This window comes from Bifidobacterium sp. LH_416 (assembly GCF_056357055.1).
The window spans coordinates 1-14,038 of record NZ_JBKEVJ010000007.1; the positions used below are offsets into that span (position 1 = coordinate 1).

Consider the following 14,038-nt stretch of genomic DNA (forward strand, 5'->3'; position numbering starts at 1 on the left):
CTTTTGAACTCCTCCGTGAACCTGCGCGGATGCCTCGGGTCGGCCATGACCATCAACTCCTTCGTTGCCTAGTCCCTCAATGAACCGTCCAATACATTGTAGCCAATCCAAAGTTCGACTCACCGCTGATAATGTAACGACCAGCAGGCACATCCTTGCCTACCGTAAACTCGCCAGCGGGAAGGTGAATCGGTTCGCCTTTCACCTTGTCTATCTCGCCGTTCAATGCGTCGAGCTGATTCTGGGCGTCACTGACCTTGCCTTTGAGGTCGTCCACTTCGTCATTCAGACTGTTGTATGTGCCATACAGGCGTTCATAATCGGAGAGATCGGCCGCCGTCTTGTCATGCTCCTCCTGAAGCTTCGAATAATCAGTTTTGTATTGATCCAACTCGCTCTTTGCAGATTGGATTACCGGCGTCGCATAGGCGTACATTCCGGCTCCCCCGCAAACAGCTCCGACGATAAGCGCGGCAGCGCCTATGATGATAACTTCCCTCATCTTTAATACGATTTGCCTCACCGGCCTTGAGGCCTTCTTCTCCTGATGGGCTTGTGCCATCGCTGCCAAAGTACCGAGTTGGGGTGAGTCCTGTTGCGGCACTGGCTGCTGCGGGGCGTAGGCCCCGTATTTCGGTGCCGGCTGGGGTACAGGCTGTTCCGGAATGGAGCCCTGCGGAGTTGCCTGTGGTGGCTGATTGGTTGAATCGGCTGACTGCTGTGATGCCGATGGTTGTTGCTGCGAGTCGCTCATTACCCTCTCCATTCTCCTCTTTGCGGATGTCGCTTCATTGTATCCCGATTAGGCGGTTCGAAAGATGGATCGGCTGCAATTGTGTTGGACAGTTTTGTGAGGGACTAGGCAACGAAAAAGTTGATGATCATAGCCGATCTGAGGCATCCGCGTCATTACGAAGAGAAGTTCAAACACCCGATCGTACAGCGGTAACAGGAGCGGCAAGCCGGCTAGGGGAGATCAAGCACGCCCTCGCCCATGAGGACGTGACATTGTCGAGACGACGCATCTGCCGAATCGTAAAGGCCGGGCACGACGTGCGACAACGCAGTGGTCGAGTCCACCAACAGGCTTCTCAAGAAAGAACTCATCCACAGGAACGTCTACACCAGCGTGGAACAGCTGCGCTCGGACGCCGACCGATACGTGTGGTGGTACAACCACCAACGACTCCACTCGGCCCTCGGATACCTGAGCCCCATGGAGTTCATCAAACAAGGAAAGACCCTCTAAAAACAGCCCAACATCCCGTTGCCAATCCAGAGCCAAGATGTTGCGTCCCTCATTCCTTCAGATATTCGAGGATGTCGCCGGGCTGGCAATCTAGGGCTTCGCAAATGGCGGCGAGCGTGGAAAAGCGAATGGCGGAAACGCGGTTGTTTTTGATTTTGGAAAGGTTCACGTTGGTGATGCCCACCTGCTCGGCAAGCCAGTTCAGCGATCGTCCGCGTTCCACCATGATTCGGTCGAGGCGCAGTACAATACACCCATCAGTACCGTCAGATTCCTGCTCGCTCATAGCAAACCGTCGACTTCCTGCTCCAACGACATGCCATAGTCGAAAATTCGAGCGAGGAGAAGCAGCATGATGCCAATCATCACCAGCAATCCACTCAACCACAGAGTCGCACTGCCTGAGGCACCAGCAAGCATGCAGATAACGTAGTTCACCAAAGCCACTACAGGCGCAGCAATGAGATACCAACCCATGCGAGCAAGCCGCTCCGAAATCGCAGCACGGAACGGAGAGACCTGCTCAGTATGCTCTACCCAGCCTGTCAGCTCGTCGCACAACGCCGCAATCTGACCGAAAGCCAACGCTAACAATGCGTATACAACAGCCCTAGCCACACCGGTGGCGATAACAGCTATCGTGTTGATTGGAGCACCGTCATACTGTTGCAGATATATCGAGTAATCCAATACCCGCCCAGCAATTCCAATGTTGAAAACTCCGCCAACATTGAAACTCAACTGGTTGTAGCTGACCGTAAGCATGCCAGACGCCACGATAAAAACGATCAGCACGACAGCAGTCACTGCTGCAGCAATCCATAGGATTACCGTACCAATGCGGGCGATGATGAGGGCCACCGCACCCGCACGACCCAATACATCGATTCGCCCAGAGGAAGGACGACCAGTTTTCGGGGTAGTTCCCGATGCCATTTTCGACGCCATTGTGGGCCTCATTTCTCACGCCGTTGTGTAGTCCTTTCCAAAAAAGAACCACTTCAATAATAGCAGAATTTATCGTTTGTCGTTAAATACTTAACGACAAACGATTATTCATCTGCTTGTCAGCGTGAGATTTCATCCTTTAGAAGCACCACCGAAAAGGAACAGTTGAGCCGCCACCCGGAAAATGCTTTCGGCCGATGATTCCGCCAATAATCACTTATACTGGCTGGTTTCGGAGGCCAGAGTCCAGTCTTGGTTAGAAGCGAAGTGATCGGTTACTTCGGCTGGCTTCTTGAGCTGGTACCTGTCAGTTGCCGTGCTGCCGTCATCATCCCATGTGGCATCCATGAGCAGCCAGTCACCGTTGATATACACGTAGTTCCATGCGTGAGGAACACTCGTGCCAGATACGGAACCGACTACCACGCGTGAATCCAAACCTGCGGCCTTGGCCAGAACCTGGTACGCGTAGGCGTACGACATGCACACACCCTTACCGCTGACCATGCCATACACACTCCACGCATTCGGATACTGCTTCATGGCGCTGTCGCTTTCGAACGCGTTGCTGCTGTTATCGCGACCGCCTACGGCATTGGCTGCATCAAAGTCGTACTCCATCTTGCCGGCGAGGAACCGGTCGATGGCAACGGCCTTATCGCTGTCGGAACCTTGGAATTGCCCCTTGGCGGAGTTCACCAGATTTTCGACTTCCTGCTGACGCTGCTTGTAATCATCCGGATACTTGACCCACATCACTGTCTTATTGCCATTCTTGCGAACCGTGTAGTTCACGCGATCGGACACCGTAGCAATATATGGGTTCTGGTACAGCACCTCGGTCATTACATCTTGCGTGCTGGTCTGGTACTGATCATTGGCGTACTTGGTAATGTCAATCACCTCATGACCGTTGAGGATGTTGTTGGCCAGATACTTGCCGAAATCAGTGGATGCGAAGTTGAACAGTGCAGACTCCTTGGTATCGGAATCAATCTTCTTCTTGTCGTATCCAGTCCAGTCCGCCTTACCAACCGAATTGAGTCGGTCGAGCACACCGCCGGCCTTGGGGAGCGCATCGGTGGCAGCCTTGGTGATTTGACTGAAAGTCTGGGTCAAATCACCCTCGTAGTACACGTTTCCGGTGTTTTTGATCTTAGTTCCAGGCGCGCTGTAGACAAATTGCCAGCCATTCCTGCCATTGCTGGTCAAATCGCTGAATTCGCTGGGCACAGCCACCGTGGCGCCATTCGCCATTTCCACGAACGTGTACACGTAGGCCTGCATGTCTTCTTCAATGGTGTTTTCCTCACCGAAGATACCCTTCAGACCATAGCTCCACTGCGAGGTCTGTGCCTGCGTTGCCTGGCCGATTGGAATAGTGGGCACCAGACTATTGGCATCAACCGCATGCCAACGGCCTTCGTGACCGTCCTTATCGACGGCGGTAACCACGATATACAGTTTGCCTGCCGAATCAGCATCCCATGAACCGCCGGCATCCTGCAGAATTTCGGCACAGTATTCCTGCGTGGATTTCTGGCACTGCTCAATGGTGTCCTGACTTTCCACAGCCAGCGACTGGAATGCCATGTTCTGCTTCAGCACGCTCGTGCCAAACGTATCGTCGTTGTACTCTTTCGGCTTGTCATAGTCGGCGGAAAGAAGTTCAGTCTTGGTGCTGGATCCGATTTTCTCGATGGATCGCGATGCCGGCATGTAATTCTCATCGCCATCTTTGCCGATCGCCTTACGCGTGATGTACACATACACGTTGTACGACTTCGCACCATCCACCTTGTCCCAGGAGATGTCGACGCCACCCTCCTTGTTGACCACTGGCGTCACGTTGTTCACCTGTGGCAGACGGGTGATATCCGTATGCTCCTTGACACGGAAGAACTGAACGATAGGTTTGGCGAGTTTCTTGCCGTTTGCGCCCACATACTGCACGTAATAGTAGCCATCCGAAGGCAGGAAGCCATGCTCTTTGCCGATGGAATCGCCATGCTGCATGTCCTTCGGCAAATCCATGCTGCCGGACAAGGTGAGGGTACCTGTGCCGTCTTCTTCGTTAAATGGTTCGGTGGCTATCGTCGTTGTGGGCACTGGCACGCCGAATGAGGAATCCTGATAGACGCGGAGGCAGTCGTCAAGGCTTAGATCGACGCCCGTCATCTGAGCCTCGCCCCACTTGACGTTGTCTTTGATCTTGACCGGATTGGTCATTGCGAGTTCGAACTCGTAATACGTATCTACGGCGATGGGGTCGCGGAACTGGTATTTGTCGCTTGGCATGCCCGAATACGCCTGCTCTTTGTTGGGCATGGTGGAGTCGGCCATAATGCCGTCGATGGCACCGTCCGCCTTCAGCATGTAGTAGCCGGCAACGGATGCGATGCCGAACACGAGCGCGAGAGCAACCACGACGGAGATGAGAATGACCCACCACTTCGGCTTGCGGCCTTTGCCCTTGGGCTGCGCTTGCTTGTTCTGCTTATTGTGCTTGCGCTTGTCTTTGCGCGAGGCTTTGCTATCAGCCGGCGCTGGGCTTGGATAGCCGGGCTGATTCGGCTGCGCGGACTGGTATTGCGGATATTGCTGATATTGCTGTGGGTACTGCGGCTGCTGAGGCGTCTGCGGTGACGTTTGAGGCTGCTGCCATTGGCCTTGCTGCTGTGGATAATTCCAAGGCTGGCCTTGCGATTGGCCCGGCTGGTATTGCGGTTGATATTGCTGCGGGTACTGCTGTGCTGGATACGGTGGCTGTTGTTGCGGTTGTGCATATGGCCCGGGCTGGTATGGCTGCTGGCCATATTGGGCAGGCTGCGCATATTGATTGGGCTGACCGGGCTGCTGCCATTGATTGGCGTTATTGTTCTGCCCTGAGCCTTGCCATTGGGTTGGAGGCTGTTGATTATTACTGTTCGGCTGACTGTTACCGCCATTTGGCTGTTGCGATTCCACCGTGATTTGCCCTTCTCAATGCCCCGAATATGATTCGGGAACCCCTTCGTTCTTCTGCACCACATCGTGACATTACTCACGTTGAGTTCGAGCTTAGCACCGATACAGGCATCGGGGAATAATCACATGCGCATCATGATGCCTCAGCCCACAGTATTTCCGTATACCTGCGCTTGCAGATCTTTGCGCGCGGTTTCCATGCGCGCAATCTGCCCGAGCAGCGCAATCTTCTCTTCGCCGTCCGGCAGCTGCGCCATGCGTCGTTTGGCTAAACCGATTTGACGCATGAAGCCCATGTCCAACAATCTGGTCAGTAGTTCGGCGGCGTACCGTTGCTCTTCCTTGGTGGCGGGACGCAACTGCACGGCTGCAGCATTACCTGGAACGTTCGGCTGCGGCGGCTGCGCACCATTACCGGTATCGTCTCCCGGAAGAGGCAATGGCATAACAGCCAGCTCATTGATAACCTGGTTGAGCATGGGACCGCCTGCTTTGGTGAGGTTATGCATCCACAAGCCTTGCGGCGTATCGTCCGAGGGTAATCCTCCAGCCGCAGCAATGGCTTGGAACAATGTGCGGAACACTGGGCTCATGAAATGGTCAAGCGTCAGCTGGCCGAACATGGTGCGATCGATGGCACGCGGCACTTGAATCAGCGTGGCCATGAACTGTTGTTCAGCGATAAACACAGCGTCATCGATCTTGAAGTACGTTTGCTCTTTGGCGTCTTGACGTTCCAAAACCTTACGTGCAGCGGGATTGGCATACGGGTTCGTACCCGGTTCCACACGAGACGCCTCATTCTGGAAGCGGCGCTTGGCCGTGTACGCATCTTCGTCTCGCACATGCATTTGCCGGCGAGCGTTCATTACTTCGCGGCGCATCACTTCGAGCTCCACGCCGATACGTCCTGCAGCCTTGCGCGCGTAGGCGTCCCACAGGGAACGGTCTCGAATTTGTGCAACGAGCGGTGCCACTGCTTTCATTGCACCAACTTGGCCTGGCGTGTAGGTCAAATCAAAGCGTGCGATGGCGGCATCAATCACGAAGTCGTACAACGGCTTGGCATGAGCGATTAGCGAGCGGACCGCTTCATTGCCACGTTCTATTCTCAGGTCACAGGGGTCGAGATTGTCATCTGCCACAGCCACGAAGGTCTGGGAGAGGAACGCGGAATCCAGACCGAATGCATGCAATGCGGCTTTCTGGCCTGCCGCATCGCCATCAAAAGTGAAAACGATTCGTGAGCTCAGCGGCTGATCTTTAACCTTGAGCGGGCCAACCAGCTGCACGGCACCCAGTGAATCGTCAGCAATAAGTCGGCGCACGATTTTCGCATGCTCCGCGCCAAATGCGGTACCGCAAGTGGCGATGGCGGTGTCGATGCCGGCTAAATGCATGGCCATCACATCCGTGTAGCCTTCCACAATCACCACTTGGCGTTTTTTCACAATCGCGGATTTCGCCAGATCAATGCCGTACAACACTTGGGTTTTTCGGTAGAGCTGCGTATCCGGCGTATTGATGTATTTGGCCGCAATCTGATCGTCTTCATACAGTTTGCGCGCACCAAAGCCAAGTGTGCGGCCGGTCGAATCGCGGATAGGCCATGTCACACGGCCACGGAAGTAGTCGTAGATACCGCGCTGGCCTTGGCGAGCCAAGCCGGCATCGAGAATCTCCTTTTGCGTAAAGCCTTTGGAGGCTAAATGACGCACAAGGTTGTCCCAGCCTTGCGGCGCATAGCCGCAGCCGAAACGTTCGCAATCGGCTTGGGAGAAGTTGCGACCGCCGAGCAGTTTGCGCGCCGGCAATGCTTCTTGGGTGAGAATCTGAGAAACGAAGAATCGTTGCGCTTCCTCGCAGGCTTCCAAAAGTCTCGTGCGCTTGGAGCCAGTGCCATCCGGATGACCGGAACCGTTTCCACTGTTCTCGTAGTGCAGTTCGATGTGGTATTTGTCCGCCAGCAGTTCCACGGCCTCGCGGAAGTCAATGTTTTCGGACTGCTCCACGTATTTGAATACGTCGCCGCCCAAACCGCAGCCGAAGCAGTGCCATACACCGAGCGAAGGGCGCACGTTGAAGCTGCCGGTTTTCTCATCATGGAACGGGCACAGGCCCACATACGTGCCCGTACCGGAAGGCTTAAGCGTTACGGTCGCAGATACGATGTCATACAGGTCCGCGGCGGCGCGCACCTTCTCAACGTCTTCTTTCTTAATCATCCCGACCATAGTTCTCTAGACTACCGCCAAGTAAAGGACAGGGAAAATTTTTACCCCTCTCTTTTAGAACTACCCCTCAGACCCGCTTCGCGGGCCAGCTCCCCTGACAAGGGGAGCCAGGGGGTGGTTCAACACAGAATGGAGTGGAGGGCTAGGGCGGAGCCGTCGGTGAGGGAGGCTACTTGGTCGATGGCTACGCGCAGGCGCTCGTCGTCGTTGGTGGATTCGTTCCAATCGGCGAGGAATTGGCTTTCCAACGCGTCTGAGGGGGCAGGTGAATCGGCCATGAGCACGTCGATGAGGTCTTCCACAATCTGAAGTTCTTCCTGATGGAATGGCTCGCGTTCGCGCGGAGCCATCACGAAATACACGGCGATGCCTTTCAATGCCATAATCTCGTAATTAGTTTCCTCAGGAATCACGATGTTTGCGGAATACCGGGTCAACGGCCCGTCACCATACGTGTCTCGAGTGGCAGTTTCCACCGACCAGCAGAATCGACCGATCAAATCAGACGTAATGTTCTTCAATTGAGCCAACGCCTGACGTGACCCGTTGAAATGCGCGGGGAATACATGCTCGCGGCGGAATCGCATGAATGCGGCGAGCAGCTTGTCGGCATCCCATTTCGCTCCGTACCAGGCGCGAGTCTGCTCAATAATATGGTCGAGAATCTGCGGGTCCGCCAACACAATCGGGTCGAATGCTCCAGTGGCGATGGAATCCTCCACGTCATGCACGGAGTAGGCAATATCGTCCGAAAGATCCATGATCTGGCATTCCATCGGCTTGGTGGCTTTCGGCGCATTTTGCTTCAGCCAGCGGAATACTGGCTCATCGTCCGGGTAGACGCAGAATTTCTTGGACCGCTCCCCTTTCGGATGCTGATCGGCTTCGGCCAAGGTCCATGGATATTTGACTGCCGCGTCCAATGCGGCACGGGTCAGGTTTACGCCGGCAGAGCGGCCATCTGGGTGGAATACTTTGGGTTCCAAACGGGTCAGAATGCGCATGGTCTGAGCGTTGCCTTCGAATCCGCCAATATTCTTGGCGATTTCCGCCAACGCTCGCTCCCCATTGTGACCGAACGGCGGATGGCCAAGATCGTGAGCCAAACATGCGCAATCCACCACGTCCGGGTCGCAGCCGAGCAATGCTCCGATTTGACGGCCGATTTGAGCGACTTCCAGCGTGTGAGTCAGGCGAGTTCTGGCGAAATCATCGGTTCCAGCCACCAGAATCTGGCTTTTAGCGCCCAAGCGGCGCAATGCTGATGAATGGATAAGACGTGCGCGATCGCGCTCGAAGGCAGTGCGGGATTTGGATTTCGGCGGCTCTGGAGCCCACCGCTCCTCATCGAAGGCGGTGTACCCTTCGTTAGCCAATACCGGTTCCCCATCCCGCGTTGTTTCCATAACCCCAGCATAGATGGAAAAAGGCCCATTCCGAGAATTTCTTGCGTTGGGGTGAGACCAGTGCAAGAAATTCTCGGAATGAGTGCAACCAACTATGACAGCGAATCCGTATTAATGGCGCAGAGACTCCGGTCAATCATTCATGCGTATACAAAACTATTCCTAATTGGGAATAGTTTTGTATACCTAGCCTGCCTAGGAGGGGCAGCACACATGAATGGGATGCACGCGCATTTTGGTCTGTTTTGCATTTATAGCCCACACAGCATACGAAGGTTACTTCACACAAATGGCGGGATTCCGTGGATTCACTCCGATGAGTAGCGGGACGTACGTGCAGAAAAGCTCCAAATGCACTTTTGGTCCACACACGAATGGGGCACAAATGCAGATTGGTCGAAAATGCATTTACATCCCACACCCCAAGCGGCCCACAGACGCAAGCCGGCCCAAAGATACGCGCGCGGATCACGCCAACGTGCCACGCCAGAGCAAATTGGCCCAATATGCGCTGGCGTGGCAGACGCATTCTTTCCGAATACCACAAATCACGGGTTTAAAGCCCCAAATCGTGCCACGCCAACGCCGAAAGCCCCCAATTTCGCTGGCGTGGCAAATCTGAATGCCACGCCAGCGCAAAACAGCCGATTTTGCACTCGCGTGGCACAGTCCGCGACGTCTGTAGGCATGCGACACACATAAATACTCATATCCGCAGCAACTAGGCCAAACCCTCCATCATTAGGCCGCCACCACTGGTCCGCTTATCCGAGCATGTTGCGTTCTGCATTCTTGTATTGGCGGATAAGATTGCTCGGCGTTCTGGAAGAATAAAGCTCGTCATGCGTTCCAGTGCGGGTCAGCACTAACACCAGCTCATCACCGTCGATGAAATACACCAACAGCCAATCTCCCTCGATGTGCAGCTCGCGGAATCCTGCCCATTGTCCGGTCAAAGGGTGATCCCGGTACTTCGTTTTCAACAGGTCTTCGTCACCATTGACTATGGCCTGGATGGCCGACTTCATTCGCTTGAGATCAACATGCCTCTTTTTCAAATCCTTCGCGTCCCTATCGAACGCTTTGATGGTTGCGATACCGGAGAGTCTAGAGCGCATCGAAGTATCCGTCCATGTCATCAACGGAGGTGAAGGTATGCGTATATTCCTTGTCCACCGCCTGACGGCGAGCCTCCGCGTTACGCAATTCCTTTACCTCTTCTTCCAACTCACGGAAGTGACGGTAATCATGCTCGTTGATGATGAAGTACACAGGCTCGTTATTCCGCAAAACCGTGACCGGCGTATTGTCCGCCACCTTGGCGAACTCCGCACTAGCGGTTCCACGGCCGAACCTGCTGATTGGCACCAACGTCTCCACAGGCACTGTCAAGGTCGACATATCATCCTCCCATGCATTAAAACATGCGTATTTACATGCAATAATGATGGTGGCACAAGACATTTTGATTGAACGCTGCAGGCGAACCCTATGACCTCCGAAACCGATTGGAACATGCTCTCCAATGAATACGCCACACACAATCCGGCCATTATCGGAGAGATCATTCATCCTCAAAAGACGGGCACGACGAAAAACATCGATGGCATCTTCACCAATTACTCCCGCAAGAAAGCCGACGCGCTCTGCAAGCAATGTATTGCAGACGACATGAACGAACAGGCGTATGCGTGAACCAGTTCCCGTTGAAGTTCAGCACGTATGAGTGGGATGCACGTGCATTTTGGGCTGATTTGCATTTGTAGCCCACACCCAAGGCGGCTCACAGATGCAAGCCGGCCCAAAGATACGCGCGCGGACCACGCCAACGTGCCACGCCAGAGCAAATTGGCCCAAAATGCGCTAGCGTGGCAGATGCTTCCTCTCGAATACCTCAAATCCGCAGGTTTAGGACCTCAAACCGCGCCACGCCAATGCCGAAAGCCCCAAATTGCACCAGCGTGGCAAACCCTCATGCCACGCCAGCGCAAATCAGCCGATTCCGCACTCGCGTGGCACAGTCCGCGACGTCTGTAGGCATGTGGCACACACAAATACTCATATCCGCAGCAACACAAGCACCAACACGAGCCAACCCAACCCCACCGAACTCCCTCATGAAATGTGATAACCAAGCAAAAACTCACTCATAAAATGTGCTAAAACACCAAAAACTCCCTCATGAAATGTTCCAGAACAGCTAAAACTCCCTCATAAAAGTGTAAAATCGTTGGTATCACTGCACTTGGGGGAAGGAGCCTCTATGTATCTTCGGCGTAAAGCTGATGCTTATCTTCAAGCATGGAAGGCTGATGAAAATCGTTCGCCGCTTATCATCAAGGGCCCTCGTCAGGTTGGTAAGACTGAAACTATCCACCATTTCGCGTTACAGAATTACCGTTCGGTGGTGGAAATCAACTTCGTCGAGGAACCGAAGTATCGAGCAATAACGTCGGACGGCTACAGCACGGATGACATCATTCGCAATATTTCCCTCATTGACCCGTCAAAGAAGTTCATTCCCGGACAAACGCTTATCTTCTTTGATGAGATCCAAGCTCATCCCGATATTGCTACGGCGTTGAAATTCTTCAAGATCGATGGTCAGTACGATGTGATTTGCAGCGGCTCGATGCTGGGCATCAGCTATAAGCAAATCGAGAGCAACAGCGTGGGCTACAAAACCGATTACGAGATGCGGTCTTTGGATTTTGAAGAGTTTTTGTGGGCTCGCGGCTACGATGACGCCGTCATCGAAAGCATGTTCAAGCATCTGTGCGACGCCACCCCGTTCTCAAATGTGGAAATGAACGTATTCTCCTCTGTTTTTATGGATTACTGCATTCTGGGAGGCATGCCCGCGGTTGTGGCTATGCACATGCGCACGGGAACGTTCGAGGGAACGCTGCAATTGCAGCGCCAGCTGATCTTGGATTATCAGGAAGATATCAGAAAATACGCGCAAGGACTTGATCAGGCTCGAATTCTTAACGTGTTCAATCACATTCCTGTGCAGCTCGCTAAAGAGAACAAGAAGTTCCAAATCAGTAAGGTTGCAAGCGGCGCACGTTTTAAGGATTACCGCGGATGCGTGGAATGGCTCGAGACTTCGGGAATGATCAATATCTGCAGATGCTTGTCTTACCCAGAACTGCCGCTAAAAGGCAATTACGATGAGAACAAGTTCAAAATCTATTTCGGTGATACTGGACTATTCGTGGCAATGCTTGACGATGAAGCCAGCGACGATTTGCGCGCTAATCGCAATCTCGGCGTCTATAAAGGCGCAATGTACGAGAGTATTGTCGCTGAAGCTTTACGAAAGTCTGGATATGACTTGTATTACTACAAGAAAGAAAATTCCACGCTGGAGCAGGATTTCTTCGTCCGCACACGCGAATGGCTGGTACCGGTAGAAGTGAAAGCAAAAAACGGAACAGCCAAGTCCATGCGTACGTTGATTTCTTCGGATTCGTATGAGGAAATACGATTCGGCGTGAAATTGTCTGCCGGAAACATCGGCAGTAGCGACCACGTGTTTACAGCACCCTACTTCACTGCGTTCTTACTACGCCGACTCCTACGCGCCTACGACGAAGGAAACGCACTCCTACTCGACAACCCCGAGCGGTGATGAAGTGTTAATGTGTGCCACATCCTTTAGCAATGCGGCACACACAAAACTGCCAATCTCCCTCGATGTGCAGCTCGCGGAATCCTGCCCATTGTCCGGTCAAAGGGTGATTCCGGTACTTCGTTTTCAACAGGTCTTCGTCATCATCGACTATGGCCTGAATGGCTGGCTTCATTCGCTTGCGATCAACATATCGGTCTCACGCAATTACCACGTGGCCAGTGTTTCAATGGCATCCAACCCGTCTTGCCGGTGCGAAATGTCGAGGTTACCCCAGTACGGCGATCCTTCCGTGAGTTTGTCATGCAAGAGTTTGATACGTTTTCGGTCAGTACTGCTGTGCAAACGTTCGAGCTCGGCATCGGGATCGGGAATGAGGGACGCAAGCATGGCGGCATCATAAAGATGCCGTTCGCCGTACCCTGCATGATCGACACTGTAAGCCGCACTTTTGAGAATCAAAGCACCAAGCAGGTCCGGAATGCGAATTATGGCATCAACATGGTTCTGATCGTCAATAAGTCGCACTTGCATACTACGCTCCACAGCTTGTGCACCACCAGGCATGGAAAGCACTGGCGTGCCGGCGATAGTCGCATCGCGACCAAGGAATTTTGGCAGATGGTCTGCGACCAATAAATCCACAACGTCGCCGTTGGGCGCACTCATACGGGTCGTATAACCAGTCAACGTACCCGTCTGCGTCTCGAATCCACGAGAAGCAAGAATACTCCGTAATCTGGCGACACCTCGACGATCAGCCATGAGGTCGGCAAGCAAATCGGCATCAGTAGTTGGGCGAACGGCCAATCCGCCCATGATGGCATGCAACTGAACCATAAGTCCACCCGCAAGCATCCATGATTCCGGAATATCCGCTGCAGCAACTGTGTACACGGCACTCCACGGATGCCCAATGCTGGAGATATAAACTGCTGGGATCATTACGGTTGCTCCTTACTGCGGTATTCATCAATCAGGTTTTGGAGGATTTCCAATCCGGCACGTCGTTCCCTCGGGTCATTGGATTCGGCCAAATCGGCCGCGCACACGCCAATAGGCATCCGCTCTCCCCCATCAGGAAGATCATCGGCAACGCGAAGCCGCACTCGAATCGGTGCCACTCCCCGCTTCAAGTGGCATTGCCGAACGACATCATCCAAGCTTCCGGCAGCAATATAGCCTTCCACCATATCCGTGGAGGTCAGCTGAAATGAATTCGCCAGCTCACCGGTGCCGGCAGAAGGACGAATCAAACCGCTGATTTTGACGAGGTTGGATTCTCTGCACCAGTATTCAAGCATCCTCGCTCGTTGCCGGGAAAGACGAGCCAGATTCTCCGCATCTACCTGCTTCAGATACCCTTTGAGCCGATACCTCTGCTGTCGGCCCAACCACGGAGCATCCAAACCGCTGAGTAGATACAATGCGGCAAATGCCATATCAGGCGAATACGGACGACCATCCTTGCCCTGCCAGCGTAATTGCCGGAGCACGGAATCCTCCGCGACCAGCATGATCCCCTCCTCGGAGAATGACTCAAGCTGCCCAGAGGCACAAAGCACATTAACCCGACGCTCACTCACGCCAAGCCGGAGAG

Annotated in this window: 13 protein-coding genes and 1 pseudogene; 3 read left to right on the top strand and 11 right to left on the bottom strand. The window is 53.7% G+C overall.

The genetic code is table 11. The features are described from left to right. Nucleotides 1–76: 76 nt before the first annotated feature. Nucleotides 77–754: a coiled-coil domain-containing protein gene (locus AC1AY0_RS11085; protein WP_476526419.1), complete on the bottom strand. Its 678-nt coding sequence runs from the start codon at nucleotides 752–754 to the stop codon at nucleotides 77–79. Between the two features lie 297 nt (nucleotides 755–1,051). Here AC1AY0_RS11085 and AC1AY0_RS11090 point away from each other — a divergent pair. Then, nucleotides 1,052–1,249: pseudogene (locus AC1AY0_RS11090) on the top strand (integrase core domain-containing protein); the annotation flags it as partial. A gap of 49 nt (nucleotides 1,250–1,298) precedes the next feature. On the opposite strand, the gene AC1AY0_RS11095 reads toward AC1AY0_RS11090, so the two are convergent. The 7 genes from AC1AY0_RS11095 to AC1AY0_RS11125 all read right to left on the bottom strand — a co-directional run bounded on the left by AC1AY0_RS11095 (nucleotide 1,299) and on the right by AC1AY0_RS11125 (nucleotide 10,205). Further along, nucleotides 1,299–1,535, bottom strand: a complete 237-nt coding sequence (locus AC1AY0_RS11095; RefSeq protein WP_476524780.1) for a helix-turn-helix domain-containing protein — start codon at nucleotides 1,533–1,535, stop codon at nucleotides 1,299–1,301. Beyond that, on the bottom strand, nucleotides 1,532–2,185 hold the full coding sequence (locus AC1AY0_RS11100) for a hypothetical protein (RefSeq protein ID WP_476524781.1): 654 nt from the start codon (nucleotides 2,183–2,185) through the stop codon (nucleotides 1,532–1,534). The genes AC1AY0_RS11095 and AC1AY0_RS11100 overlap by 4 nt, the downstream gene beginning before the upstream one ends. Before the next feature lie 225 nt (nucleotides 2,186–2,410). After that, nucleotides 2,411–5,164, bottom strand: coding sequence for a transglutaminase domain-containing protein (locus AC1AY0_RS11105; RefSeq protein ID WP_476524782.1), 2,754 nt, complete (start codon nucleotides 5,162–5,164; stop codon nucleotides 2,411–2,413). A 143-nt stretch (nucleotides 5,165–5,307) separates the two neighbouring features. Beyond that, nucleotides 5,308–7,398, bottom strand: coding sequence for a DNA primase (gene dnaG, locus AC1AY0_RS11110; protein ID WP_476524783.1), 2,091 nt, complete (start codon nucleotides 7,396–7,398; stop codon nucleotides 5,308–5,310). 119 nt (nucleotides 7,399–7,517) lie between these two features. Next, nucleotides 7,518–8,804: a deoxyguanosinetriphosphate triphosphohydrolase gene (locus AC1AY0_RS11115; protein WP_476524784.1), complete on the bottom strand. Its 1,287-nt coding sequence runs from the start codon at nucleotides 8,802–8,804 to the stop codon at nucleotides 7,518–7,520. Between the two features lie 764 nt (nucleotides 8,805–9,568). Further along, complete coding sequence (locus AC1AY0_RS11120) at nucleotides 9,569–9,943, bottom strand: type II toxin-antitoxin system RelE/ParE family toxin (RefSeq protein ID WP_476526420.1); 375 nt, start codon at nucleotides 9,941–9,943, stop codon at nucleotides 9,569–9,571. Further along, complete coding sequence (locus tag AC1AY0_RS11125; RefSeq protein WP_476524398.1) at nucleotides 9,912–10,205, bottom strand: prevent-host-death family protein; 294 nt, start codon at nucleotides 10,203–10,205, stop codon at nucleotides 9,912–9,914. The genes AC1AY0_RS11120 and AC1AY0_RS11125 overlap by 32 nt, the downstream gene beginning before the upstream one ends. Before the next feature lie 90 nt (nucleotides 10,206–10,295). Here AC1AY0_RS11125 and AC1AY0_RS11130 point away from each other — a divergent pair, with 90 nt between their 5' ends. Beyond that, nucleotides 10,296–10,499: a hypothetical protein gene (locus AC1AY0_RS11130; protein WP_476526422.1), complete on the top strand. Its 204-nt coding sequence runs from the start codon at nucleotides 10,296–10,298 to the stop codon at nucleotides 10,497–10,499. Nucleotides 10,500–11,067: 568 nt separating this feature from the next. Next, a complete protein-coding gene (locus tag AC1AY0_RS11135) occupies nucleotides 11,068–12,438 on the top strand; it encodes an ATP-binding protein (protein ID WP_476526424.1) in 1,371 nt (456 codons plus the stop codon). Nucleotides 12,439–12,445: 7 nt separating this feature from the next. Here the strand turns inward: AC1AY0_RS11135 and AC1AY0_RS11140 are convergent, their stop codons facing one another. The 3 genes from AC1AY0_RS11140 to AC1AY0_RS11150 are packed head-to-tail and all read right to left on the bottom strand — an operon-like array spanning nucleotide 12,446 to nucleotide 13,955. Further along, nucleotides 12,446–12,613 carry a type II toxin-antitoxin system mRNA interferase toxin, RelE/StbE family gene (locus AC1AY0_RS11140; protein ID WP_476526425.1) on the bottom strand — a complete coding sequence of 56 codons (168 nt, stop codon included), beginning with the start codon at nucleotides 12,611–12,613 and terminating at the stop codon, nucleotides 12,446–12,448. Between the two features lie 32 nt (nucleotides 12,614–12,645). Beyond that, the gene (locus AC1AY0_RS11145) at nucleotides 12,646–13,383 is read right to left on the bottom strand and encodes a hypothetical protein (RefSeq protein ID WP_476526427.1); all 738 of its coding nucleotides are present in this window, start codon (nucleotides 13,381–13,383) and stop codon (nucleotides 12,646–12,648) included. Continuing rightward, nucleotides 13,383–13,955 carry a helix-turn-helix domain-containing protein gene (locus AC1AY0_RS11150; protein WP_476526428.1) on the bottom strand — a complete coding sequence of 191 codons (573 nt, stop codon included), beginning with the start codon at nucleotides 13,953–13,955 and terminating at the stop codon, nucleotides 13,383–13,385. The genes AC1AY0_RS11145 and AC1AY0_RS11150 overlap by 1 nt, the downstream gene beginning before the upstream one ends. Nucleotides 13,956–14,038: the final 83 nt, after the last annotated feature.

Excerpts from the sequence above, each read along its gene's own strand:
- AC1AY0_RS11085 (WP_476526419.1), bottom strand. The coding sequence starts at position 754 with ATGAGCGACTCGCAGCAACAACCATCGGCATCACAGCAGTCAGCCGAT.
- AC1AY0_RS11095 (WP_476524780.1), bottom strand. The coding sequence starts at position 1,535 with ATGAGCGAGCAGGAATCTGACGGTACTGATGGGTGTATTGTACTGCGC.
- AC1AY0_RS11100 (WP_476524781.1), bottom strand. The coding sequence starts at position 2,185 with ATGGCATCGGGAACTACCCCGAAAACTGGTCGTCCTTCCTCTGGGCGA.
- dnaG (WP_476524783.1), bottom strand. The coding sequence starts at position 7,398 with ATGGTCGGGATGATTAAGAAAGAAGACGTTGAGAAGGTGCGCGCCGCC.
- AC1AY0_RS11115 (WP_476524784.1), bottom strand. The coding sequence starts at position 8,804 with ATGGAAACAACGCGGGATGGGGAACCGGTATTGGCTAACGAAGGGTAC.
- AC1AY0_RS11120 (WP_476526420.1), bottom strand. The coding sequence starts at position 9,943 with ATGACATGGACGGATACTTCGATGCGCTCTAGACTCTCCGGTATCGCA.
- AC1AY0_RS11125 (WP_476524398.1), bottom strand. The coding sequence starts at position 10,205 with ATGTCGACCTTGACAGTGCCTGTGGAGACGTTGGTGCCAATCAGCAGG.
- AC1AY0_RS11130 (WP_476526422.1), top strand. The coding sequence starts at position 10,296 with ATGACCTCCGAAACCGATTGGAACATGCTCTCCAATGAATACGCCACA.
- AC1AY0_RS11135 (WP_476526424.1), top strand. The coding sequence starts at position 11,068 with ATGTATCTTCGGCGTAAAGCTGATGCTTATCTTCAAGCATGGAAGGCT.
- AC1AY0_RS11140 (WP_476526425.1), bottom strand. The coding sequence starts at position 12,613 with ATGAAGCCAGCCATTCAGGCCATAGTCGATGATGACGAAGACCTGTTG.
- AC1AY0_RS11145 (WP_476526427.1), bottom strand. The coding sequence starts at position 13,383 with ATGATCCCAGCAGTTTATATCTCCAGCATTGGGCATCCGTGGAGTGCC.
- AC1AY0_RS11150 (WP_476526428.1), bottom strand. The coding sequence starts at position 13,955 with ATGCTGGTCGCGGAGGATTCCGTGCTCCGGCAATTACGCTGGCAGGGC.